At 68.3% G+C, this 23,397-nt stretch carries 19 protein-coding genes and 1 pseudogene; 13 read left to right on the top strand and 7 right to left on the bottom strand.

Going from position 1 to position 23,397, the window contains the following annotated elements; all coding sequences use genetic code 11:
• Positions 1-2 precede the first annotated feature (2 nt).
• From ACQCSX_RS17805 to glyA, 4 genes are read right to left on the bottom strand one after another with little or no spacing between them, the layout of a single operon-like run.
• Positions 3-2,969: a 2Fe-2S iron-sulfur cluster-binding protein gene (locus tag ACQCSX_RS17805; protein ID WP_427016564.1), complete on the bottom strand. Its 2,967-nt coding sequence runs from the start codon at positions 2,967-2,969 to the stop codon at positions 3-5.
• Positions 2,966-3,292 carry a sarcosine oxidase subunit delta gene (locus tag ACQCSX_RS17800; RefSeq protein ID WP_427016563.1) on the bottom strand — a complete coding sequence of 109 codons (327 nt, stop codon included), beginning with the start codon at positions 3,290-3,292 and terminating at the stop codon, positions 2,966-2,968. The genes ACQCSX_RS17805 and ACQCSX_RS17800 overlap by 4 nt, the downstream gene beginning before the upstream one ends.
• A 13-nt stretch (positions 3,293-3,305) precedes the next feature.
• Positions 3,306-4,526 (bottom strand): sarcosine oxidase subunit beta family protein, encoded by a 1,221-nt coding sequence (locus ACQCSX_RS17795; RefSeq protein WP_427016562.1) that lies wholly within the window; start codon positions 4,524-4,526, stop codon positions 3,306-3,308.
• Entirely contained in the window at positions 4,523-5,836 is a 1,314-nt protein-coding gene (glyA, locus tag ACQCSX_RS17790) for a serine hydroxymethyltransferase (protein WP_427016561.1), read from the bottom strand. The genes ACQCSX_RS17795 and glyA overlap by 4 nt, the downstream gene beginning before the upstream one ends.
• 232 nt (positions 5,837-6,068) lie before the next feature.
• Here glyA and ACQCSX_RS17785 point away from each other — a divergent pair, with 232 nt between their 5' ends.
• The 3 genes from ACQCSX_RS17785 (at position 6,069) to ACQCSX_RS17775 (ending at position 9,644) form a co-directional block, all read left to right on the top strand.
• Entirely contained in the window at positions 6,069-7,448 is a 1,380-nt protein-coding gene (locus tag ACQCSX_RS17785) for an MFS transporter (protein ID WP_427016560.1), read from the top strand.
• 58 nt (positions 7,449-7,506) lie between these two features.
• Complete coding sequence (locus ACQCSX_RS17780) at positions 7,507-8,763, top strand: M24 family metallopeptidase (protein ID WP_427016559.1); 1,257 nt, start codon at positions 7,507-7,509, stop codon at positions 8,761-8,763.
• Between the two features lie 71 nt (positions 8,764-8,834).
• Complete coding sequence (locus ACQCSX_RS17775) at positions 8,835-9,644, top strand: IclR family transcriptional regulator (RefSeq protein ID WP_427016558.1); 810 nt, start codon at positions 8,835-8,837, stop codon at positions 9,642-9,644.
• Positions 9,645-9,671: 27 nt separating this feature from the next.
• Here the strand turns inward: ACQCSX_RS17775 and ACQCSX_RS17770 are convergent, their stop codons facing one another.
• Positions 9,672-10,097, bottom strand: a complete 426-nt coding sequence (locus ACQCSX_RS17770) for a hypothetical protein (RefSeq protein WP_427016557.1) — start codon at positions 10,095-10,097, stop codon at positions 9,672-9,674.
• 594 nt (positions 10,098-10,691) lie between these two features.
• On the opposite strand from ACQCSX_RS17770, the gene ACQCSX_RS17765 reads away from it, so the two are divergent.
• The 10 genes and pseudogenes from ACQCSX_RS17765 to ACQCSX_RS17720 all read left to right on the top strand — a co-directional run bounded on the left by ACQCSX_RS17765 (position 10,692) and on the right by ACQCSX_RS17720 (position 20,227).
• Complete coding sequence (locus ACQCSX_RS17765) at positions 10,692-11,006, top strand: heavy-metal-associated domain-containing protein (RefSeq protein ID WP_427016556.1); 315 nt, start codon at positions 10,692-10,694, stop codon at positions 11,004-11,006.
• Between the two features lie 32 nt (positions 11,007-11,038).
• Complete coding sequence (locus ACQCSX_RS17760) at positions 11,039-13,168, top strand: copper-translocating P-type ATPase (RefSeq protein ID WP_427016555.1); 2,130 nt, start codon at positions 11,039-11,041, stop codon at positions 13,166-13,168.
• An 841-nt stretch (positions 13,169-14,009) separates the two neighbouring features.
• Positions 14,010-14,426, top strand: a complete 417-nt coding sequence (locus tag ACQCSX_RS17755) for a DUF305 domain-containing protein (protein ID WP_427016554.1) — start codon at positions 14,010-14,012, stop codon at positions 14,424-14,426.
• A gap of 85 nt (positions 14,427-14,511) precedes the next feature.
• On the top strand, positions 14,512-15,387 hold the full coding sequence (locus ACQCSX_RS17750; RefSeq protein WP_427016553.1) for a F510_1955 family glycosylhydrolase: 876 nt from the start codon (positions 14,512-14,514) through the stop codon (positions 15,385-15,387).
• Positions 15,388-15,391: 4 nt separating this feature from the next.
• Positions 15,392-16,141, top strand: a complete 750-nt coding sequence (locus ACQCSX_RS17745) for a cytochrome c biogenesis CcdA family protein (protein ID WP_427016552.1) — start codon at positions 15,392-15,394, stop codon at positions 16,139-16,141.
• 26 nt (positions 16,142-16,167) lie between these two features.
• Complete coding sequence (locus ACQCSX_RS17740) at positions 16,168-17,691, top strand: multicopper oxidase family protein (RefSeq protein WP_427016551.1); 1,524 nt, start codon at positions 16,168-16,170, stop codon at positions 17,689-17,691.
• Between the two features lie 12 nt (positions 17,692-17,703).
• Positions 17,704-18,606, top strand: a complete 903-nt coding sequence (gene lgt, locus ACQCSX_RS17735) for a prolipoprotein diacylglyceryl transferase (protein ID WP_427016550.1) — start codon at positions 17,704-17,706, stop codon at positions 18,604-18,606.
• Complete coding sequence (locus tag ACQCSX_RS17730; protein ID WP_427016549.1) at positions 18,603-19,241, top strand: DUF3105 domain-containing protein; 639 nt, start codon at positions 18,603-18,605, stop codon at positions 19,239-19,241. The genes lgt and ACQCSX_RS17730 overlap by 4 nt, the downstream gene beginning before the upstream one ends.
• Before the next feature lie 124 nt (positions 19,242-19,365).
• Complete coding sequence (locus ACQCSX_RS17725; protein WP_427016548.1) at positions 19,366-19,533, top strand: hypothetical protein; 168 nt, start codon at positions 19,366-19,368, stop codon at positions 19,531-19,533.
• A gap of 2 nt (positions 19,534-19,535) precedes the next feature.
• A pseudogene (locus ACQCSX_RS17720) lies at positions 19,536-20,227 on the top strand (cytochrome c oxidase assembly protein).
• A gap of 276 nt (positions 20,228-20,503) precedes the next feature.
• Here the strand turns inward: ACQCSX_RS17720 and ACQCSX_RS17715 are convergent.
• Together ACQCSX_RS17715 and ACQCSX_RS17710 are read right to left on the bottom strand one after the other, a co-directional pair.
• Complete coding sequence (locus ACQCSX_RS17715) at positions 20,504-22,309, bottom strand: polysaccharide deacetylase family protein (RefSeq protein WP_427016547.1); 1,806 nt, start codon at positions 22,307-22,309, stop codon at positions 20,504-20,506.
• 494 nt (positions 22,310-22,803) lie between these two features.
• Complete coding sequence (locus ACQCSX_RS17710) at positions 22,804-23,289, bottom strand: hypothetical protein (RefSeq protein ID WP_427016546.1); 486 nt, start codon at positions 23,287-23,289, stop codon at positions 22,804-22,806.
• Positions 23,290-23,397: the final 108 nt, after the last annotated feature.

Here is a 23,397-nt window from a genome sequence, read left to right as displayed (position 1 = left end):
CTTCACCCATCACGGCGCTTCCCTTCGGCATCAAAAAGTACAGTTTCTCCAACAACTACGGGGACCAGCTCGTCCCCCACCGCGGCCACCATTTCCTCACCGATCCGGTTGCGGCCGTTCTTGATCAGGGCCAGGCCAAAGGACCGGCCCAGCGCGGCGCTGTGGTAGCTCGAGGTGACGAAGCCCTGCATCGGGACGGGCCCGTAGGCGGAGTTGACGGCTACCCCCTTCTCCACCAGCTGGGTGCCCTCCGGAAGGCGGATGGATCCGTCCACCGGGAGCACGCTGACCAGGTGCTTGCGGTCCGTGCGGGCCGCATCGGCACGCTGGTAGGAGCGCTTGCCGATGAAGTCCTTGACCTTGGACACCACCCAGTCCATGCCGGCATCCGCCGGGGTGACGGTCCCGTCGGTGTCCTGCCCAACGATCGGGTAGCCCTTCTCGGCACGGAGCACGTGCATGGTTTCGGTGCCGTACGGGGTGATGTTGAATTCGGCCCCCGCGGCCGCCACGGACTCCCAGAGGGTGAGGCCATACCAGGCCGGCACGTTGATTTCGTAGGCCAGCTCGCCGGAGAAGGAAATCCGGCAGACGCGGGCCGCCACGCCGGAGCCCAGCACCGTCTCGCGGAAGGCCATGAACGGGAAGGCGTCGTTGCCGAGGTCCAGTTCCGGGGCCAGCTTGGCCAGCACCGCGCGGGACTTGGGCCCGACGACGGCGATGGTGGTCCACTGCTCCGTCACCGAGGTGCAGTGCACATCCAGCTCGGGCCATTCGGTCTGCAGCCATTCCTCCAGCCAGTCCAGCACCTTGGCGGCGCCGCCGGTGGTGGTGGTCATGAAGTAGCGCTCGTCGTCCAGGCGCAGGGTCACGCCGTCGTCGAAGATCATCCCGTCCGGGGTGCACATGACGCCGTACCGGGCGGAGCCGGGGGCCAGCTTCTTGAAGGCGTTGGTGTAGATCCGGTTCAGGAACTCCCCGGCATCCTTGCCGCGGATTTCGATCTTGCCCAGCGTGGTGGCGTCCATGAAGCCCACGGACTCGCGCACGGCGGCGCATTCGCGCAGCACCGCGGCGTCCATGTCCTCCCCCGGCGCCGGGTAGTACCAGGGCCGCTTCCACTGGCCGACGTCCTCGAAGAGCGCACCCTGGGCCACGTGCCAGGGGTGGATGGAGGTCCGGCGCGCCGGGTCGAAGAGGTCCCCGCGCTCCCGGCCCGCCAGGGCCGCGAAGGCCACCGGGGTGAAGGGCGCACGGTAGGTGGTGGTGCCAATCTCGCCGATCCCGCGCCCGTCTCCAGTCTCGCCCCCGGCGGATCCGCCCGCGGAGAACTTCAGCGCCGCGGCGATCACGCCGATGGCGTTCACCCCGGAGGTCTTGCCCTGGTCGTTGGCGGTGCTGATGGAGGTGTAGCGCTTGATGTGCTCCACCGAGCGCATGCCGGCCCCGGTGGAGCGGATCACATCGGCCACGCTCTGGTCGCGCTGGAAGTCCACGTAGTGCTCGTGCCAATCGGCCGGGGTGCCCTGCTGGCCGGGGACCAGCCACAGCGGCCGGGTCGGGGCCAAGGCCCTGGCACCGGTGGCCGGGCGGGCTGCGGCGGCCGTTGCGGCGGCAACTGCCGCGGCGGTGGCGAACCCGGCATCCACGGCGGCGGTTGAGCCGGCGGAAATGCCCTCGGCCACGGCGTCGGCGAGCGCGTAGCTGCCGCGGGCCGCGCCGATGACGGCCTGGTCCTTGACCACGCTGCTGGGCACGAAGCCCGCCAGCTCCTCGTCCCAGCGCAGCTTGCCCTGGCGCTGGGAGTGCAGGTGGACCACCGGGCTCCAGCCGCCGGAGACGGCCAGCAGATCGGCGGCGATCTCCTCGGCCTCGCCGGTGAGCTGGCCCTCGGCATCCAGGCCGCTGACCGTCACGCCGTCCAGCCGGGTGTCCCCCGAGGTGTTGACGACGGCGCTGGCGGTGAGAACGCGGACGTCTTCGCCCAGGGCCGCGGCCAGTGGGGAGAGTTCCGGGCGGGAGTCCACGACGGCGGCCACCTCGACGCCGGCGGCCAGCAGGTCCGCGGCCAATGCGTAGGCGCTGTCGTTGGTGGTGGCGATGACCACCTTGGAGCCGGCGGCGACGCCGTAGCGGTTGAGGTAGGTGCGGGCGGCCGAGGCGAGCATGATGCCCGGGCGGTCGTTGTTCTCGAACACGATCGGGCGCTCGTGGGCGCCGGTGGCCAGGACCACCTGGCGGGCGCGGATGTGCCAGATGCGCTGCCGGGACACGCCGTCGGCGGCCGGGCTGGACAGGTGGTCGGTGCGGTTCTCGACGGCGATGAAGTAATTGGCGTCGTAGGAGCCGAAGGCGGTGGTGCGGTTGAGCACGGTGCCCTCGGCCGCGGAGACCAGCTCCGCCTCGACGTCGGCCAGCCAGTCCAGGGCCGGCACGCCCTCCACCACGTCGCCGCTGCCGGAGAGCAGCGAGCCGCCCAGCTCGGGCTGGTCGTCGAGAAGGATGACCCGGGCGCCGGTGCGCACGGCCTCGCGGGCCGCAGCCAGGCCGGCGGGGCCGCCGCCCACCACCAGGACATCGGTGTGCACGTACTTCTTGTCGTACACCGCCTTGTCCTCGGTGGGGTCCAGCTTGCCCAGGCCGGAGAGGAACTCGACGTTGAGCCCTTCCACCAGGGCCACGGCCGTGGCCGGCAGCATGGATTCGGCGGCGTGGCCCGGGAAACGGCTGGCGATCTTGACCAGCGCGTTGGACTCCTCCACGCCGGCGGAGATAATGCCGCGGGGGCGGTCCTCGTAGAGCGAGTTGCCCACCTCGATGCGGCCGTTGGCCAGCAGTGCGGAGGCGATGGTGTCCCCCGGGTGTCCGGTGTACTCGGCGCCGTCGACGGTGAACCGCCAGCTGATGCTGCGGTCGATCCGTCCGCCGGCGGGGAGGCGGCCCGGCGTCTGGTTGTCCTGGGAGGTCATCGCTGCGCTCCTTCCTGATCGGTGGTGTTGGTGGTTTTCCCTGCGGAGAGCTGGCCCGCGGGGCGCTCCCCCATCTTGTAGATGGCGTGGATCTCGTAGCTCACGGTGTCCCGGAGCATGTTGAACCACTGCCGGCAGCCGGTGCTGTGCACCCAACGCTCGGCAAAGGTTCCCTTGGTGTTGTCGCGGTAAAACAGGTACTCGGCCCAAGCCCGGTCGTCGAGCTCCTCCGGGTGTTCGGGGTAGGCGATGTGCGCCTGTCCGCCGTAGTGGAACTCGGTTTCGTCGCGCGGCCCGCAATTGGGGCATTCGATCAACAGCATTGTCTTCCTCCTTCTAGTGCGCGACGGCGGCGGCGCCGTGCTCGTCGATCAGGGCGCCGGTCTCGAAGCGTTCCAGCGAGAACGGCTTGTTCAGCTCGTGCGGTGTGCCGGTGGCGATGGTGTGCGCAAAGGTGAGCCCGGCGGCGGGGGTGCCCTTGAAGCCGCCGGTGCCCCAGCCACAGTTCACGAACATGTTCTCCACCGGCGTGGTGCCCACGATCGGGGAGGCGTCCATGGTGGTGTCCACGATGCCGCCCCAGGTGCGCAGCACATGGGCCCGGGCAAAGATCGGGAAGAGCTCGACGGCGGCCGCCATCTGCTCCTCGATCACGTGGAAGGAGCCGCGCTGGCCGTAGCCGTTGTAGGAGTCGACGCCGGCGCCCATCACCAGCTCGCCCTTGTGGGCCTGGGAGACGTAGACGTGGACGTGGTTGGACATGACCACCGTGGGGTGGACCGGCTCGTGCAGTTCCGAGACCAGCGCCTGCAGCGGGTGGGACTGGATCGGGAGGCGGAAGCCGGCCATCTCGGCCAGCACCGAGCTGTGCCCGGCGGCGCACAGGCCCACCTTTTCGGTGTTGATGGTGCCGCGGTTGGTCTTGACGCCCGTGACGCGGTTTCCGTCCTTGATGAAGCCGGTGACCTCGCAGTTCTGGATGATGTCCACGCCCAGCTCGTCGCATTTGCGGGCGAACGCCCAGGCCACGTGGTCGTGCTTGGCGATGCCGGCGCGCGGCTGGTACGTGGCGCCCATCACCGGGTAGCGGATGTTGTCGCTGATGTTCAGGATGGGGCACAGTTCCTTGACCTGCGCCGGGTCCAGCCATTCGGCGTCGACGCCGTTGAGCTTGTTGGCGCCCACCCGGCGGACGCTTTCACGCACGTCGCCCAGGGTGTGGGCCAGGTTCATCACGCCGCGCTGGCTGAACAGGAAGTCGTATTCCAGTTCCTCGGGCAGGATCTCCCAGAGCTTGAGCGCGTGCTCGTAGATGGCCGCGCTCTCGTCCCAAAGGTAGTTGGAGCGGATGATGGTGGTGTTGCGGGCCATGTTGCCCCCGGCCAGCCAACCCTTTTCCAGCACCGCGATGTTGGTCATGCCATGGTTCTTGGCCAGGAAGTAGGCGGTGGCCAGGCCGTGCCCGCCGCCGCCGACAATCACGGCGTCGTAGGAGGACTTGGGCTCCGGGTTCCGCCAGAGGAAGTCGGGGTGTTCGGGAAGCTGCTGGGTGCTCACTGCTGGGCTCCGATCAGGATTTCGTTGCCGGTGATGGCGGACAGGTGGGGGTAGAGCGGGAACTTCCCGGCCAGCACGCTGACGCGGTCGCGCAGCAGCACGGCCAGCTCCTCGCTGAGCTCTTCCTTCAGCGCGGTGGCGATGATGTCGGCCACCTCGGTGAATTCGGCGCGGCCAAAGCCGCGGGTGGCCAGGGCCGGGGTGCCGATGCGCAGTCCGGAGGAGACCATCGGCGGACGCGGGTCAAAGGGCACGGCGTTGCGGTTGACGGTGATGCCGATCCGGTGCAGCCGGTCCTCGCCCTGCTGGCCGTCCAGTTCGGAGTGCCGCAGGTCAACGAGCACCAGGTGCACATCCGTGCCACCGTTGACCACGGAGATGCCGGCGGCGTTGACGTCGTCGGCCAGCAACCGCTCGGCCAGGATCTTGGCGCCTTCGAGGGTGCGCTCCTGGCGTTCCCTGAACTCGGGCGAGGCGGCAATCTTGAAGGCCACGGCCTTGGCGGCGATCACATGCTCCAGCGGACCGCCCTGCTGGCCGGGGAAGACGGCGCTGTTGATCTTGCGGGCCAGCGATTCCTTGCTCAGGATGACGCCGCCGCGCGGGCCGCCCAGCGTCTTGTGCGTCGTGGTGGTGACGACGTCGGCGTACGGCACAGGGTTCGGGTGCAGGCCCGCGGCCACCAGGCCGGCAAAGTGGGCCATGTCCACCATCAGGTAGGCACCCACCAGGTCCGCGATCCGGCGGAACTCGGCGAAGTCGAGCTGGCGGGAGTAGGCGGACCAGCCAGCCACAATCAGCTTGGGCCGGTGTTCGAGCGCCAGCGCCTCCACCTCGGCCATGTCCACCAGCATGTCCGTCTCGCTGACGTGGTACGGCACCACGTTGTAGAGCTTGCCGGAGAAGTTGATCCGCATGCCGTGCGTTAGGTGGCCGCCGTGGGCCAGGGCCAGGCCCAGGATGGTGTCGCCGGGCTCCAGCAGGGCAAACATGGCGGCGGCGTTGGCCTGGGCGCCGGAGTGCGGCTGGACGTTGGCGGCTTCGGCACCGAAGAGCGCTTTGACGCGGTCGATGGCCAGCTGCTCGATGACGTCCACGTGCTCGCAACCGCCGTAGTAGCGCTTGCCGGGGTAGCCCTCGGCGTACTTGTTGGTCAGCACCGAGCCCTGGGCTTCCATGACGGCGGCCGGGGCGAAGTTTTCCGACGCGATCATCTCCAGCGTCGATTGCTGGCGGAGCAGTTCCTTGGTGATGGCTGCATCGACATCGGCGTCGACGCTGGCCAGTGAGTCATCAAGAGTGGCAGTCATTGGTCTTCCTTCAGATTGGTCGCATCCAGTGCAACGTGGTTGCAGTGAATGCAACTGTAGAACCTGATGGGGTGGCGGTCAAGAGGTGATGGCAATCACAATCAACCAAATCGTTCGCTTCGCAAAGTTTCCCGAAATAAGGGGATTAATGCCTTGACGGTGATCCACGCCACACATAATCTGGTGCAACAGCGTTGCGATAGATGCAACCCAAACAATCTTGGTGGATCTGATGAAAAATGAAACACCCTCAGTTGGCGTTCCCGCCGCCGTGGCAGCGTCGCCGCGGGACCAGGCAACCATGAGCGGCCAACCGCGCCCCAACACCGGCGACGGCATCGGCAAGGACACCCGCCGCCGCGTCATCACGGCAAGCTTCATCGGCAACTTCGTCGAATGGTTCGACTACGCCGTGTACGGATACCTCGCGGCTACCATCGCCGGAGCATTCTTCCCCACGGCCGACAAGCAGTCGGGACTGCTGCTGACCTTCGGCGTCTTCGCCATCTCCTTCTTCGTCCGGCCGCTGGGCGGATTCGTCTGGGGCCAGATCGGCGACAAGCTCGGCCGCAAGAACGCCCTGTCCCTGTCGATCCTGATCATGTCCGCTGCCACCTTCGCCATCGCGCTGATCCCCGGCTACAACACCATCGGCATGTGGGCCCCGATCCTGCTGCTGCTGGTCCGCGTGGTCCAGGGCTTCTCGGCCGCCGGCGAGTACGCCGGCGCCTCCGCCTTCCTGGTGGAGTACGCCCCGGCCAACCGCCGCGGCCTCTACGCCGCCGTCGTGCCCGCCAGCACCGCAGCGGGCCTGCTGCTGGGCTCGCTGCTGGCGGCCATCCTCTCCATCACCCTGACCGCCGACCAGATGCAGGACTGGGGCTGGCGCCTGCCGTTCCTGCTGGCGGCCCCGATGGGCCTCATTGGCCGCTACATCCGGACCAAGCTGGAGGACACCCCGGCCTTCCGCGCCCTGACCGACGAGGACAAGGCCATTAAGGCACCCGTGGCCGCGCTGTTCCGCAACCACTGGAAGTCGCTGCTGCTGGCAGTGGGCGCGGTGCTGCTGAACGCCGTCGGCTTCTACGTGATCCTCAGCTACATGCCTACGTACCTCAGCTCGGAGCTGGGCTTCGGTGCCACGGAATCCTTCGCGGCCACCACCATCGCCCTGCTGACCTACATCGGCTTCATCTTCCTCACCGGCATGGCCTCGGACAGGTACGGCCGCAAGAAGGTGCTGATCACCGCCTCCGTCCTGTTCATCGTGTTGACGGTTCCGGCGTTCATGCTGCTGGACACCGGGAACTTCCTGGTGATCGTACTGGTCCAGATCCTGCTCGGCGGCATGCTCACGCTCAACGACGGCACCCTGCCCAGCTTCCTGGCCGAGCTCTTCCCCACCCGGGTCCGCTACAGCGGCTTTGCCGTCAGCTTCAACCTCTCCAACGCCCTCTTCGGCGGCACCGCGCCCTTCGTGGCCACGCTGCTGATCGGCATGTCAGGATCCAAGCTGGCCCCCGGCTGGTACCTGATGGCGGCCGCCGTCGTTTCCCTCATCGCGGTGCTCTGCGCCAGGGAAACGTCCAAGGACCCGCTCAAGGCGCACTAGCCGCCCCGTTTTCACCGCTTTTCCCTTCCGCACGACCATCACCTCTAAAGGAGACACCATGAGCATCACCACCCCCGACACCGCCACCTCCGTCACAGAGCTGGAGCGCCTGAAGGTCCTCCACAATGGCGAAAAAGTGGAGCTGACCTTCTCCGACGCCGAGTTTGAGCGCCGCCTGGCCGGCCTCCGGGAGATCATGGCAGCAAAGGAGCTGGACGCCGTCGTCCTGACCAGCTACCACTCGATCAAGTACTACTCCGACTTCCTGTTCACCTACTTCGGCCGTTCCTACGCCATGGTGGTCACCAAGGACGACACCGTCACCGTCACCGCCAACATCGACGCCGGCATGCCGTGGCGCCGCAGCTTTGGCGACAACCTGGTCTACACGGACTGGCGCCGGGACAACTACATCTTTGCCATCCAGGAAAGCCTGCGCACCCGCGGCATCAACGCCCGCCGTCTCGGCGTCGAGGATGACTCGCTGCCCACGGACAACCGCAACAAGATCCAGGCCGCCTTCCCGGGTGCCACGCTGGTGGATGTGGCCCAGGCCGCCATGCGCCAGCGCATGATCAAGTCCGCCGAGGAAATCGCCGTCATCAAGCACGGCGCCCGCATCGGCGACCTCGGCGGCGAGGCCATCCGCAACGCCATCACCGCCGGCATCACCGAGTACGAGGTGGCCCTGATCGGCACCGAGGCCATGGTGCACGAGATTGCGCGCACTTTCCCCAACTCCGAGATCCGCGACACCTGGGTCTGGTTCCAGTCCGGCCTGAACACCGACGGTGCCCACAACTGGGCCACCACCCGCAAGATCCAGGAGCACGACATCCTCTCGCTCAACTGCTTCCCGATGACGAGCGGCTACTACACGGCCCTGGAGCGGACGCTGTTCTACGGCGAACCAGATGCCCGTTCGCTGGAACTGTGGAACATCAACGTCGAGGTCCACCAGCGCGGCCTGGAACTGATCAAGCCCGGCGCCGTCTGCAAGGACATCGCCGCCGAGCTGAACGAGATCTACGTGGGCCACGGCCTGCTGGCCAACCGCACCTTCGGCTACGGCCACTCCTTCGGCGTCCTGAGCCACTACTACGGCCGCGAGGCCGGGCTGGAGCTGCGCGAGGACATCGACACCGTGCTGGAGCCAGGCATGGTGGTTTCCATGGAGCCGATGATCACGGTGCTCGATGGCCAGCCGGGCGCCGGCGGCTACCGCGAGCACGACATCCTGGTGGTGGGCGAGGACGGCGCGGAGAACATCACCAAGTTCCCGTTCGGCCCGGAATACAACATCATCGGAGCCTGACCCCGGCCGGTGCGGCGCCACGGAGCCCGTGGCGCCGCACCGGGCCCCGATACGGAAATATAGTGAGCACTATGAGCCCTGCAGCCAAAACCGAGTCCAGCGACAGCACCACCGACGCCCGCGGCACCTCCGTCATTGTCAACGCCATCGCCGTGCTGCGCTGCTTTTCCGCTGCCGAACCGATGCTGGGCGTGACGGACATTGCCTCAAGGGTGGGGCTGCACAAGAGCACCGTCTCGCGCATCCTGGCCACGCTGGAGGCGGAGGAGCTGGTGGAGCGGGACGTGGACTCCCGCCGGTTCAAACTGGGCCTGGGGCTGATCGCCGTCGCCGGCCCCCTGCTGGCCGAGCTGGAGGAGCGCAAGGTGGCCTACCCCGTGCTCCGCCAGCTGACCGAGCGCACCGGCGAAACCAGCGCCCTGATGGTCTGGCACGGCACCGAATCCATGTGCGTGGAGCAGATCGCCAGCCCCAAGCAGGTCAAGCACACCGCCCCGCTGGGCGCCCGCTACCACGACGCCATGAGCGCCTCCGTCCAGGTGTTCCTGGCCACCGAGCCGGAGGAACGCGTGCGCGCCCTCATGCACAGCGGCACGATCACCTACCCCGGCCTGGACGAGACCAGCCTGGAGGGCTACCTGATCCGGCTGCAGGACGCCGCCCGCCGCGGCTACGCCACCAACTACGGGGAATCCTCCATGGACGAGGTGGGCGTCGCCGCCCCCGTCTACGACCACCGCGGCGACGTCGTAGCCGCCGTGCTGATCCCGGCGCCGCGCTTCCGGGTCTCCCCCGAAACGCTGCAGGCGCTGGGCGAGGCCTGCGCCGGTGCCGCGCGGCTGGTCACGGCCCGGCTGGGCGGGGCCTCGCCCCGGGCCTGACGGCTGCGGCTGGACTGCAGGTGCCGGCTAAAATGCCTCGCAGGGCAGCGCCCACGGGGTACAGGTGACGATGCCGGTCCCGAGGTGCGGTGCCGCATCACCCGGAATCCCGTTGAGCGGGGCAATGCCTGACCAGTAGATCAAGGCTCCCTCGCCGGGGTTGTGGAAATCGTGGTACGCCACAGCGCGGACGAAGTAACCGGTATAGCTTCCCGTCAGGGTGAACGCGCCGCATCCGGTCGCCTCGGTAGCCATCTCCATGACATTGAACCAGCCAGTGGAGTTGTCCGGGCTCAATTGAACAAACGCAGGCAGGTTTGCATAGGCGCTCCCGTCCGCGTTCACGAAACAAAAACTGCCACCGGATGACGCGTTTGCAGGTGGAGCGATGGCAACGGTCCCAAGAATGACCATCGCCAGGGAGATCAATGCCGTGGTGATTTTGCGTCTCATTGTGCACTTCTTCCGTCATGGACGGCGCCCACGGCCAATGCGCTTTAGATCCGCTGTGCGGGTTGCGGTTGTGCCCGGCCAGCACGATATCGGCGGTCAAGAATGATTTCCGGAATTGCTGCCCCGGGCAGAACCAAGGCATTGCGCAGTGAACGAGCCATAGAAGGTGGCCCCGGATTGTTCCGCGCAGGGGCCGGTTGGGCTGGTGCCTGCACCTGGCAGGTGTTTTGCGCCCAGATGAGTGACTTCGACCGTGGGTGGCGGGCATTGCCATTGCCCACAACCAAGATGCCCCCGGGACGAGTGATGCAGGATCATTCTAGGCCCGCGCTGGACGGGGCAGCAATGGGCCCGCCCGCCAAGGCTGGCCAAAAGTTGCCAGACCCGCAGCGCCCGCAGCGCATCCTCGACGCTGTCCACGCACTGGATCCGCCCGGCCATGGCGCGCCCCGGAGGCCTTGCATACAATACCCCCAGGGGGTATATTGGTGTTGTTGTCAGTGAAGCAGTTTGTCCCGGCCGATGATCCTTCCGGCCGCCACTGCCGTTCAACCCGCAACGCACACACCACCTCGTTCAAAGGACTCACCCGACATGTGCGGAACCGACACCCGTAAAGACCTCACCCTGACCCCCGCCGCGGAAACCTCCTGCGCCTGCTGCTCCACCGGGGCAACAACCGCCGCACCGGCCGATGCAACCGGCACGGCCTACGGGCTGGACGGACTGACCTGCGGGCATTGCGTCCAGACCGTCGAGACGGCCGTCTCGGCCGTTGCCGGCGTGGAATCGGCCAGCATCGACCTGGTCGCAGGCGGCACCTCAACGCTGACCGTCTCCGGCACGGCGGACCCGGCGGCGGTCCGCGCCGCGGTTGCCGCGGCCGGCTACGCCGTCACAGGAAACTAGAAACCCTCCAACCAGCCCCGGCAGGGAGAGCCATGGAAGAGCACAGCAACGGACACGGCCACCCAAGCGTGGCACACGCCCCGGCCGCCGGCCTCCACGGACCGGCCCCCGCCATGGACCATGCAGCCATGGGGCACGGCGGCATGGACCACGATGACCATGCCGTCCACAGCCAGGGCCAGCATGCCGGGCACAGCACCGCCATGTTCAAGAACCGTTTCTGGCTGACACTGGCGCTCTCCGTCCCCGTGGTGTATTTCAGCCCCATGGCCGGGCACCTTTTGGGCTACGCCCCGCCTCGGTTCGCCGGGGCCGCGTGGATTCCGCCGTTGCTGGGCACCGTCATCTTCGCGTACGGCGGGCAGCCGTTCCTGCGGGGCGGGTGGCAGGAACTCAAGTCCCGGCAGCCGGGGATGATGCTGCTGATTTCCATGGCCATCAGTGTGGCGTTCATCGCGTCCTGGGTGACGAGCCTGGGCATCGGCGGGTTTGATCTGGATTTCTGGTGGGAGCTGGCGCTGCTGGTGGCCATCATGCTGCTGGGGCATTGGATTGAAATGCGGGCCCTGGGCTCGGCCCGCGGCGCCCTGGACGCCCTGGCGGCGCTGCTGCCCGATGAAGCCGAACGTGTCATCGACGGCGGCACCGAGACCGTCAGCGTCGCCGAACTGGCCGCCGGCGACCTTGTCCTGGTCCGTCCGGGGGCCAGGATGCCCGCCGACGGCGAGATCACCGACGGATCCGCGGAGGTGGACGAGTCGATGATCACCGGCGAATCCAAAACGGTCCCCCGCACCGTCGGGGATCCGGTGGTGGCCGGGACGGTCGCCACCGACGGCTCCCTCCGGGTCAAGGTGACGGCCGTGGGCGGCGACACCGCACTGGCCGGCATCCAGCGTCTGGTCGCCGAGGCACAGTCCTCCACCTCGCGCGCCCAGGCCCTGGCCGACCGGGCGGCGGCGTTCCTGTTCTACTTCGCCTCTGGGGCGGGCCTTATCACGTTCATCGTCTGGTCGCTGCTGGGCAGTGTCCCCGACGCCGTGACCCGGACGGTGACGGTCCTGGTCATCGCCTGCCCGCATGCCCTCGGCCTGGCGATCCCGCTGGTGATCGCCATTTCCACCGAGCGGGCGGCCCGGGCCGGGGTGCTGATCAAGGACCGGATGGCCCTGGAGCGGATGCGCACCATCGACGTCGTCCTGTTCGACAAGACCGGGACCCTGACCAGGGGCGAACCGGCCGTCACCGGCGTGGTGGCCGTCGAGGGCGTGACAACCGATGAGCTGCTGGCCCTGGCCGGCGCCGTCGAGTCCGACAGCGAACACCCCGTGGCCCGCGCCATCCTGGCCGCCGCCCGCCACACCGGCAGCCCGGCCTTGGAAGCCACGGACTTCCGGTCACTGACCGGCCGCGGCGTCCGGGCCACCGTCGGCGGATCCAACGTCGCCGTGGGCGGGCCGGCCCTGCTCACTGAGCTCCAGCTGGCCGAGCCGGAGCCCATCAGCGCGTCGACGACGGCGTGGATGGACCGGGGCGCGGCCGTGCTGCACGTGATCCGGGATGGGGCCGTGATCGGCGCCGTTGCGCTGGAGGACGAGGTCCGCGACGAATCCAGGCAGGCCGTCCAGGCACTCCAGCGCCGGGGCATCGCGGTGGCGATGATCACCGGCGACGCCCGCCAGGTCGCCGCCGCCGTGGCCGCCGAACTGCACATCGATGAGGTCTTCGCCGAGGTCCTGCCCCAGGACAAGGACCAGAAGGTCGCCGAGCTGCAGGCCCGCGGCCTGAAGGTCGCCATGGTCGGCGACGGCGTCAACGACGCACCCGCCCTGGCCCGGGCCGAGGTCGGCATTGCGATTGGGGCAGGAACGGACGTGGCGATGGAATCGGCGGGGGTGGTGCTGGCCGGCAACGACCCCCGGGCCGTCCTGTCGACGGTGGACCTGTCCCGGGCCAGCTACCGCAAGATGTGGCAGAACCTGGTGTGGGCCACCGGCTACAACATCATTTCCGTCCCGCTGGCCGCCGGCGTGCTGGCCTTCGCCGGCGTCGTGCTCTCCCCCGCGGCCGGGGCCGTCCTCATGTCCGCCTCCACCATCGTGGTGGCCCTGAACGCCCAGCTCCTGCGGCGCCTCACACTCAACCCGGCCGACGTGCACTGACACCGGCCCTGTGCGTGCCCGGAGCATGCACCGGTAGAATGCACACCAACCCCACCCACGGAAAGGACCCGTCGATGCGCAGCACCCTTGAGATGCCCGGCATCGGATCCTTCCTGCGGTGGGCCGGCCTCCTGGCGGCCGTGCTGGCCATCATTGGCGGGCTTCTGGGCATGCACGTCATGGGCGGGGCCCAGATGGTGTCGATGGGACCGGCGGCCATGGGAAGCCCGGCCACCGCGCCCGACATGGCCGTGCCACCCCCGTCGCTGCGCACCACACGTCGGCCGAAACCCCTGCAGCCGGCCCGGCCAAGCCGGACCAGAACCAGTCTCCGGCCATGTGCGGCTGCTCTCCCGCCTGTCCCGGTTCGATGGACCTGCACGGGGCATGCGTCCCCTCGGTGGCTCCGGCCACCCCGGCCCCCCCGCTCCCCGGCACATTCACCCGCGTCTCCGCCTGGACGGCCTTCACCGGCACGCCCAGTCCCAACACCCGGGGCCGGGCGCCCGACGGCCCGTCACTGGCCCAGCTCTCGATCAGCCGAACATAAACCGATGCCCGGGCCGCCACCTTGTGGCAGGCCCCCATCGACACGCACCCCAAACAGGGAGTGCCGGCTACCTATCGAGACCCTTTTTAGTGAAGGACTGTTCCCTATGAAGAAATTTCTGCCCCTCTCCGCCACCGCTGCTGCGGCCATGATCGCCCTGGCCGGGTGCTCCACAAGCACTGATGGTGGTTCCATGCCGGGCATGACCACGGCGGCTCAACCACCTCCAGCACCCAGGCACCCGTTAGCGGCGGGGACCACAATTCCGCCGACACGATGTTCGCCCAGGCCATGATCCCGCATCACGCCCAGGCGGTGGAGATGAGCGACATCATGCTCGCCAAGACCGGCCTCGACGCGAAAATCACCACCCTGGCCAAGGACATCAAGGCCGCCCAAGGCCCGGAAATCCGAAAGATGACCGGCTGGCTCACCGGCTGGTCCGAGCCCACCGCCATGGCCGGCAACCACGGCATGAACGGCATGATGACCGGCGCCGATATGGACAAACTCACAGCAGCGCAGGGCACCGGGGCAAGCAAGCTGTTCCTCTCCCAGATGATCGCCCACCACGAAGGCGCCGTCGAGATGGCGAAGTCCGAGGCCACCGGCGGCAAGAACGCCGACGCCCTCGCCCTGGCCAAGAGCATCGCCTCCAGCCAGGAATCCGAAATCAAGGACATGAAGGCCCTGCTGGCCACCCTCTAGCAGCCGGCCCCTTCCCCCAGTGGTGGTGGCCCGGACCCGTGCCGGGCCACCGCCCCTCCTTCGCCATCCTCTTTTGGAGTACCCCGTGACATCCCGCACCCCCATTTTCCCTACCCGCAAAGCATCCGCCGTGGCCCTGCTGGCCCTGCCCCTCGTGCTGGCCGGATGCTCCACAGGCGCACCCGCCGCCGACCCCTCCCCCGCAGCCACCGGCGGGCATGTCCACGGCATCAGCGTCGACCCAATGTCCACCAGGATCCTGCTGGCCACCCATGACGGGCTCTTTGACGCCACTTCCAAGGCCCCGGTCAAAATCAGCGACACCATTGACCTGATGGGCTTCACCCCCACGGGCGACCCCACCGTCTTCTACGCCTCCGGCCACCCGGGCCCCGGCTCAACCCTGCCCAACCCGGCCGGGCTCATCCGCTCCACCGACTCCGGGAAAACGTGGGCGCCGGTCTCCCGGCAGGGCCAGTCCGACTTCCACGCCCTGACCTCCACCAACACCGGCCTCGTCGCCTACGACGGCACCCTGCTCACCAGCCCCGACGGCACCACCTGGACACCCGCGACGGCGGCCTTCACCCCGGCCGTCCTCGCCGGCAGCCCCACCACCACGGTTGTGCTGGCGACCACCCAAAACGGCCTGCAACGCTCCACTGACGGCGGCAAGACCTGGCAGTCCAACTCCGCGGCGCCGCTCATGCAGTTCGCCGCCTTCGCCGCCTCGGCGGACAAGGCCGCGATAGTGGCCGCCGGAGTGGCCCCGGACGGGACCGTGTACGTCTCCACCGATGCGGGCGTGGGCTGGGTGCAGACGGGACGGATCAGCGGCCAGGTCAACGCCATCACCGCCATGGAGGGAACGCCCGGCAAACCCTGGATCTGGGCCTCCACCACCACCGGCGTCCAGGTCTCCACCGACGGCGGCGCGACCTTCCGCCCCGCCACTCCCTAGCCCCATGACCATCGGAGAGTTCTTCGCCACCACCGTCACCTCCGGCGCCCTGCTCGGAGCCATTCCACTGGCCCTGATCGCCGGCATCGTGTCCTTCCTCTCGCCGTGCATACTGCCCCTCGTGCCGGGCTACCTCGGCTATGTCTCCGGGCTCACCGACCCGGACCAGCCACGGAACCGGCGCCGCGTGCTAACCGGTGTGGCCCTGTTTGTCTTGGGATTCGGCGCCGTGTTCACCCTCTACGGGGCGGCCTTTGGACTCATCGGGTCATGGCTCGTGCGCTGGCAGGACCCGCTCATGCGCGGGTTGGGGGTCATCGTGATCGCGATGGGGCTGGTGCTGCTGGGAAAATTCTCCTGGCTGCAGCAAACGCGCAAAATCCCGTTGACCCGCCGCACCGGGCTCGCCGGCGCACCCCTGCTGGGGATCGTGTTCGGCCTGGGCTGGACACCGTGCATGGGCCCGACGCTCAGCGCCGTCCTGGCGCTGAGCGTGACGAGCGGAAATGCCTGGCGCGGGGCCCTGCTGGCCTTCATCTACTGCCTGGGCCTGGGCATCCCCTTTGCCCTGGCCGCCCTGGGCCTGGGCTGGGTCACCCGGGTTCTCTCGGTCGTCCGCCGCCACATCCGCACCGTCAACGTTGCCGGCGCCTCCCTGCTGATCATCCTGGGGCTCACCATGGTCAGCGGCCTCTGGATCCAATGGATCTACCAGGTGCAAAACCTCGCCGGCACCTTCACCACCCCCGTCTAACCCACCACACGCCAAGGAAACAGCAGATGACCCTCCAACTCAACAGACGCTCTTTCATGGGGCTTTCCGTCGCGGCCACGGCCACGGCGGCCCTCGCCGCCTGCACCCCGGCCACCGCACCGGCCCGGCCGAAGCGGATCCTGCCCGGGGACCCACTCGTCGCCGACTACGAATCCAAACGCCCCTCCACCGGTGCCGGCGTCCGACAGGACCTCGCCCCGGCACCCTTCACCACCACCCTGGCCGGCAAGACCATCACCACGTGGGGCTACAACGGCGCCCTCGTCGCGCCGACGATCCGCGCCCAGGCGGGAGACCTCCTCGACGTCACCGTCGCCAATGGGCTCCCGGAGGCCACCAGCATCCACTGGCACGGACTCGCCCTGCGCAACGACGCCGACGGCGTCCCGGGCCTCACCCAGGACCCGATCGCCGCAGGCCAGGACTATCCCTACAGTTTCAAGCTGCCGCACCCGGGCACGTACTGGTACCACTCGCACGTGGAAATGCAGCGCGAACGCGCCCTCTACGGCGCCCTCATCGTCCAGGACCCGCAGGAGACCCTCGCCTACGACCGGGACTGGGTGATCGTGCTCGACGACTGGCTCGACGGCGTCACCGGAACCCCGGATGAGGTCCTGCAGGAGCTGTCCAAGGGCATGGGCAGCATGGGAGGCATGAACCACGGCGGTGGCGGAGGCGGCATGGTGATGGGGCACATGCTCATGGGCGCCACCAGCGACTTCCTCGGCGGTGACGCCGGCGACGTCGCCTACCCCCTCCACCTCTTCAACGGACGTGACCCGGAGGACCCCGAGACGATTACGGCCGCGGCAGGGGAACGGATCAGGCTGCGCATCATCAATGCCGCCGGCGACACCGCCTACCGGGTCGGGGTCCCCGGCCAGCAACTGACCCTGACCCACACCGACGGCTTCCCCGTCCAACACGCCGATGTCGACGCCGTCGTGCTGGGGATGGGCGAACGCATCGACGCACTCCTGACCGTCCGCGACGGCTACACCCCGGTGCTGGCCCTGGCCGAGGGGAAGGGCCAGATAAGCTTCGGCCTGGTCTCCACCGGCACCGGAACGGCACCGGCGAAGGCGGCCCTGCCCACCACCCTGACGGGAAATGTGGTCGACGGGGGCCAGCTGCGCGCGGACCCGTCCGTGAACCTGCCCGCCAGAACACCGGACCGTACCCATGAGGTGCACCTGACCGGGGGGATGGACCAGTACGACTGGGGCATCAACGGCCACCGCTTCGACATGGCCAAACCCCTCGAGAACACCTTCGACCTGAAGGTGGGCGAACGGGTGGAGGTGAAGTTCATCAACGACACCGACATGTGGCATCCGATGCACATCCACGGCCACACGTTCCAGGTCGGGGACGGCGGGGCGCGCAAGGACACCGTCATCGTCCGGCCCCGGCAGAGCGTCACCGTCCAGTTCGACGCCGACAACCCCGGCCAGTGGCTCTTCCATTGCCACAACGCCTACCATGCCGAACGCGGCATGATGGGCGTCCTCTCCTACATCAGCTAAGGCAGGCCCTTCATGAACCACCCCACCGTGACGGAACTCTTCCTTCCCTCCCCGACGGTCAGCGCCCTCCAGCTCGGCCCCCTGACCCTGCGTTTCTACGCCCTGTGCATTATTGCCGGGATCGTTCTGGCCGTCTGGCTCGCCGGCCGTCGGCTGACCGCCAGGGGCGGGCGCCCCGGGGCGATCCTGGACGTCACCCTCTGGGCGGTGCCCTTCGGCATCGCCGGCGGACGGATCTACCATGTCATCACCGACCCGGAGCTGTATTTCCTGCCCGGCAGAAACCCGTGGGATGCGCTGAAGATCTGGGACGGCGGGCTGGGGATCTGGGGTGCCGTGGCCCTGGGCCTGGTCGGGGCGTACATCGGCTGCCGCCGCCACGGCGTCCCCTTCACGGCACTCATCGATTCCGCCGCCCCGGGCCTGCTCCTCGCCCAGGGGCTGGGACGGTGGGGCAACTGGTTCAACAATGAACTCTACGGCGACCCGAGCACGCTTCCATGGAAGCTGCAGATCCACCAGATGGACTTCACCACCGGGCGGGCCGTCACGGACGCCACGGGCGCACCGGTCGTCCTGGGCTACTTCCAGCCCACCTTCCTCTACGAATCCCTCTGGTGCCTGGCAGCGGCCGCGCTCCTGCTCTTCCTGGACCGCAGATTCCGGCTCGGGGCCGGATCCGTCTTCGCCCTCTACGTCATCTTCTACACGTCCGGCCGGTTCGTCTTTGAGCTGCTGCGCTCGGACTATGCCAACACCATCCTGGGCCTGCGGGTGAACACCTGGGTCTCCGCGCTGCTGCTGCTCGCCGGCCTGGCCGCATACCTGCTGCTGCGCCGGCGGGAACGCTCGTCCGCGACACCGGACAGACCGCGCCCCGAACCCCGCCTCATCCCTGAAAGGAACTCCGAATGAGCAAGAAGTCCAACGACCGGCGCACCGAACGCCAGGCCATCCTCGACGCCGTCTACGCCGGCCACCGCGCCAAACAACGCAAATGGAACCTCCTCGTCTATGGCGGCTTTGGGCTGTTGGTGGCCGCCATCATCACCATCGTGGCCGTTGTTGTCACCGGATCGATCCAACAACGCAATGCCGTCTCCGAGGCGGCCAAGCAACCGATCGCCGGCGTCGCCACCTACAGCAACCTCTCCCGCAACCACGTCCAGACCCTGGTGACCTACCCACAGCAGCCGGGGGTCGGCGGCGACCACTCCCCGACCTGGACCAACTGCGGCATCTACACCGACCCGGTCAACGAAGACCGGGCCGTCCACTCCCTGGAACACGGCGCCGTCTGGATCACCTACAAACCCGGGCTCCCCCAACCAGGGGTGGACACTCTCACCGCCCTGGCCAAGGGAAATCCGTACGTCCTGCTCAGCCCCAACGCCGCCCAGCAGGCACCGGTCACCGTCACGGCCTGGGGCACCCAGCTGGGCCTGCAGGACCCGGCCGACGCCCGCCTCCCCGCCTTCATCAAGGCCTACGCCCAGGGGCCCCAAACCCCCGAACCCGGGGCAGCCTGCTCCGGCGGCGCCAACGGCTGACCGGCATCCCCACCACACCCCACCAACCGCCCAGGGAGGCACCAGGAACACCAACGAATCCGACCACGAGGCAGCGAAAAGCCACCGCCGTCGCCGCCGGCTGATCCGGGCAGGCCAGGCGCTCATGGCCGCCAGCGCCCTGGTCGCCCTCTCGCACTGGATCACCCACCTCGCACCCAACGGCCAGGGACCGAGCATTGCGGCCGACATCTTCATCGGCTACCCCACCGGGGCTGCGCTGATCCTCATCGGCGCCATCATGGCCGGCCAGACGGCCAAAGGGAAACGCTGACCATGCCACCTTGGGACGTGGTGGCCACTTCGTGGACCCTGAACTGGGCCGCCCTGGCGATCCTTCTTCCTGCCGCCGTCCTGTACGCCCGCGGTCTGGCCGCGACCCGGCGTCTGGGCCTGGGCTGGCCGGTCTGGCGGACGTTGGCGTTCTACGTTCTGGGGCTGGGGAGTTTCGCCGCCCTCAGCTTCGGCTTAACCGGTGTCTACAGCCACGACCCGCGGTGGGCCTTCACCCTGAAAGTCACCTGCTGCCTGTTCGTGGTTCCGCCGCTGGTCGGCATCGGCAAACCGTTGACCCTGGCCCGGCAAACCCTGGGCCCTGCCGGTGCGGCACGGCTGGAGGTGTCTCTGGGGTGCCGGCCGATGAGGTGTTGATGGTGCTGGTTCCGGTCGTCGGGCTACTGATGACGGTGCCGATCATCGAAGGCGGCGTCGCCGGGGCCGTCAGCGCCCTGATCGTGATCGAATTCATCTACGTCTTCATCGAGCTGTTGGTCGATGCGGTGCCGGGGGTGCTGATGCGCATGAGCCCCCAGATCTTCGACGGCGCCATCCAGGCCCTGGCCAACCATCCCGCCTGGATGCCGACCCCCTTGCGGGACCAGCAGCTGGCCGGGGACCTACTCTGGTTGCTGGAGGAACTCAACCGTGCCCACCTCGCCCGGTGCGGTGGTGCCCAAGGCCGGGTCTGACAGCGAAAACCAGACCCCCGTCCACTGGCCCGGCGCATCGGCCTCCCGCTGTCCCGAAAACCAGCCGATAGCGTGTTGGAGGTGTTGCTGCGCACCGGCATTGCAGCTGCGGCGGTGATGGCGCTCATCGTCGCCGCTGCCACCCTGCTGCGCATCCGAACCCGGACACGCGCGGAACAGGATGGGCCGGCCGCGGCCCGCCAAGCCCCTCCCCCGCAACCGGTTCGTAGGCCCTTGCCGCCCGCCGGATCGCCGGTGCCGGGCCGGTGGCGGTTGTCAGGGGGCCGGTGCTCCGACCGTGTCGTAGAGGGCGTAATCGTCGGTGGTCAGTGTCCCGTTTTGGAAGAGGTTGAGTCCGAAGCTGATGGCCGTGGCGCCGGCCGGCAGGGCCGGGGTCGTCCACACCGCGTGGGCGTAGGCGGCCGTTGAAGCGAACCACGGGCTCGACGTCCAGTACGTCCAGGTGCCGTTGGCGGCCCGGTAGTAGAGCGCAAATTGCGTCGGCACGGTGGAGGTGTACCAGGTGCGCAGCGAGTAGGTGTGCCCGGGAATTCCCGCCGGCGAGCAACTTCCGTTGTCCATGGTCGGCAGGAGTTTGGCGTCACCGTTGGCGTAGCCGGTGACCGTTAGCTTCTCGGCCTTCGTGCCGGTGTGCGCTGCGGAGCTGGCACTGAAGACGGGGGTGTTGGTCCCGTATCCTCCGGCCTGCCAGCATTGCGGCAGGGCGTTGGTTCCGGCCGTTTCCAGGCTCGGGTTCAAGACGAGGTTGGTGCCCGGCGCCGGCGGAGGCGGCGGCGGGATCGTTGCCGCGTCGTACATGGTGTAGTCGTCGGTGGTGAGGGTGCCGTTGCTGACCACGTTCAGCCCAAAACTGACCGCACTGGCCCCGGCGGGAAGTGCGGGTGTGGTCCAGGAGGCTTGCCGGTAGGCCGTGGCCGAGGTAAAGAACGGGCTCGCCGTCCAGTAGGTCCAGGACCCCAGGCCGGTGCGGTAGTAGACCTCGATCTGCGTCGGCACGCTCGACTTGTACCAGGCGGACAGGGCGTAGGCGTGTCCGGGCGTGGCGCTGGGGGAACACCCGCCCAGGTCCAAGGCAGGCAGCCATTTGGCGTCGCCGCTGGCATATCCGGCCATGGTCAGCACCGCAGCCCTGGTTCCGGTGCGCCCCGGCGAAACCGTGGTGAAGGTGGGCGTGTTGGTGCCGTAGGCGCCGTTCTGCCAGCACTGCGGCACACCGTTGGCCAGGGTTTCCATTCCGGGGTTCGCGATCAGGTTGCTGCCCGCCGTCTTAGGCGGCACGGCCGGGCCGGAGACGACGGGCTTGACCGTGCCGCCGATGACCTGGTCCACCGTCTTGACCACGGTCGTGGCGGGGCGTGTCTTCAGCCACGCGGCAAACTGCCCAAAGAGTGTGGGCGAGATGATGAGCGGGTCCGTTCCTCCGGTGCCGATGTGGTGGAAGGTCAGCTGGACCCAGCCACCGCCCGTTTCGGCCTGGGTGACGGTTTTTTGCAGGTCCGCCAGCGTCCAGGTGTTGTCCACCTCGTCGGGGGCCTGTGTCAGGTAGGGATCGGCCGGGGGGATGGTTTCGGCCAGGTCGCAGCCGGCGCAGCCGAAGCGGGTTTGGATGTCTCCGAGGCCGCGGGCGCTGTTGAACCCGCAGTTCTTCACGATCGTCTCCGTCGCGGCGGTCAGGGAGGCAAAGGGGTAGGCGAAGCTGGTGACGCGGAAGCCCCAGTTGGTCAGGTTGACCCGGTCGTTGCAGATCTGCCGTGTTGCTTCATCGGCCGGCAGGGTGGCCAGGTCCGCGTGGGTCACCGTGTGCCCGGCGATTTCGTTCCCGTCGGCGGCCAGGGTTTTCAGATTGGCCACCGTCATGTACCCGGGCTGGTTGATGTACCCGGAGGGCGTGTAGAAGGTGCCGTGCAGACCATAGGTTTTCATGATGGCGGCCGCGGCCATCTGGTCCCCGTCGCCGTCGTCAAAGGTCAGGGTCACTGTGGTCGGGGCGGCGGCCCGGGCCGGGGCCCCGGTGGCGACGATGAAGAAGCCCATCAGGAGCAGGGCGACCAGGGAGGCCACCCATCGGGTTCCCCGGCCGGGCCGGTCCGGAGCCGTCGGTGCGCTACTCTTTGGCCCGTGGGGCGCCGTCTTCTTCTGAACCATGTGAGACCAGCCTCCTGGAACGTCCTGCCTGTTGCCGGGGCCGCGGATTCACGGCACCCGGCACCTGCGCCAATGCGCTGACACAACACCGCGCGCCTTGCCCCCCGGCTTCCATGGACGCTACAGAAAGCGGAGGCGCCAGGGCTTGAGTGTGGGGTACCCGCTTCTGGCCGCGGAGTACCCGGTATGATGCCGGAGCTACTTGGTTCGTCCGTGGGGTGGCGGAACGGGGTCGGCCACCCGATGGGCCAATGTCACCACCGTCGCCCCGAGGCTGGATGAAGGTGCGGCCCCATGTCCCCAGGGGATACCCGGCGGCGTCGACAGCCATGCAAGGGGCGGAGTGCGATGCCCTGCGCCAGGGACGGGAGGGTGTTGGGGCCGCTCACGCGGCGGCCACACGGGGGAGGCTACTTTCCGGACACCACGGGGCGTCGCCTCCACGGCGGAACGATCAGCAGTGAGACCACGGCGGCGAGCACGACGACGCTGGCGAAGATCGCGGCCAGATGCGCCGGGAGGGGGCCGTCGTCGTACATCGTCACCCCAACGGCGAGCAAGGCCACGGCCATCGCCACGACCGCCACGGCGTGCTGGCGGCGCAATCCAACCAGCAGCAACACAGCCGGCACGGCGTACCAGATGAGGCTCGCGACGCCCATTGCGTTGATCTGATCGATCATGACGCCGGTGCCCGGAAGGCCTCCAACCAGCGGGCGGTAGAACATGGCGCCGCAGTGCCAGGCCAGCCCGATCACCCCCATGGCGGCCACGATGGCCTCAGCCACCGAAAGGGGCGCTGCCGCCCGGCGAAGGGGCAAACCCGGCACCAGGCGCCGCAGAACCAGGAGGGCGGCGACGGTCGCAGCGAGACTGGCAACAAAGGCGACGGGCATGCAGCCAGCCTACCGAGTGGACGGCTGCCGGCGGGCCCACCGGTGGATTCACGGCCGTCCGGGCGAAGTAGCGCAGGTCGGGTCCCCGGATGGTTTCAGCGCTGCGCG

Origin of the sequence: Pseudarthrobacter sp. P1, assembly GCF_050156935.1 — a bacterium.
Classification (GTDB): domain Bacteria; phylum Actinomycetota; class Actinomycetes; order Actinomycetales; family Micrococcaceae; genus Specibacter.
Note: the sequence above shows the minus strand (reverse complement) of the source record. Positions and strands in the feature narration are given on the sequence as shown.

Excerpts from the sequence above, each read along its gene's own strand:
- ACQCSX_RS17710 (WP_427016546.1), bottom strand. The coding sequence starts at position 23,289 with ATGCCCGTCGCCTTTGTTGCCAGTCTCGCTGCGACCGTCGCCGCCCTC.
- ACQCSX_RS17800 (WP_427016563.1), bottom strand. The coding sequence starts at position 3,292 with ATGCTGTTGATCGAATGCCCCAATTGCGGGCCGCGCGACGAAACCGAG.
- ACQCSX_RS17770 (WP_427016557.1), bottom strand. The coding sequence starts at position 10,097 with ATGAGACGCAAAATCACCACGGCATTGATCTCCCTGGCGATGGTCATT.
- ACQCSX_RS17805 (WP_427016564.1), bottom strand. The coding sequence starts at position 2,969 with ATGACCTCCCAGGACAACCAGACGCCGGGCCGCCTCCCCGCCGGCGGA.
- ACQCSX_RS17785 (WP_427016560.1), top strand. The coding sequence starts at position 6,069 with ATGAAAAATGAAACACCCTCAGTTGGCGTTCCCGCCGCCGTGGCAGCG.
- ACQCSX_RS17760 (WP_427016555.1), top strand. The coding sequence starts at position 11,039 with ATGGAAGAGCACAGCAACGGACACGGCCACCCAAGCGTGGCACACGCC.
- glyA (WP_427016561.1), bottom strand. The coding sequence starts at position 5,836 with ATGACTGCCACTCTTGATGACTCACTGGCCAGCGTCGACGCCGATGTC.
- ACQCSX_RS17775 (WP_427016558.1), top strand. The coding sequence starts at position 8,835 with ATGAGCCCTGCAGCCAAAACCGAGTCCAGCGACAGCACCACCGACGCC.
- ACQCSX_RS17725 (WP_427016548.1), top strand. The coding sequence starts at position 19,366 with ATGGCCGCCAGCGCCCTGGTCGCCCTCTCGCACTGGATCACCCACCTC.
- lgt (WP_427016550.1), top strand. The coding sequence starts at position 17,704 with ATGAACCACCCCACCGTGACGGAACTCTTCCTTCCCTCCCCGACGGTC.
- ACQCSX_RS17765 (WP_427016556.1), top strand. The coding sequence starts at position 10,692 with ATGTGCGGAACCGACACCCGTAAAGACCTCACCCTGACCCCCGCCGCG.
- ACQCSX_RS17730 (WP_427016549.1), top strand. The coding sequence starts at position 18,603 with ATGAGCAAGAAGTCCAACGACCGGCGCACCGAACGCCAGGCCATCCTC.
- ACQCSX_RS17745 (WP_427016552.1), top strand. The coding sequence starts at position 15,392 with ATGACCATCGGAGAGTTCTTCGCCACCACCGTCACCTCCGGCGCCCTG.
- ACQCSX_RS17740 (WP_427016551.1), top strand. The coding sequence starts at position 16,168 with ATGACCCTCCAACTCAACAGACGCTCTTTCATGGGGCTTTCCGTCGCG.
- ACQCSX_RS17755 (WP_427016554.1), top strand. The coding sequence starts at position 14,010 with ATGATCCCGCATCACGCCCAGGCGGTGGAGATGAGCGACATCATGCTC.
- ACQCSX_RS17780 (WP_427016559.1), top strand. The coding sequence starts at position 7,507 with ATGAGCATCACCACCCCCGACACCGCCACCTCCGTCACAGAGCTGGAG.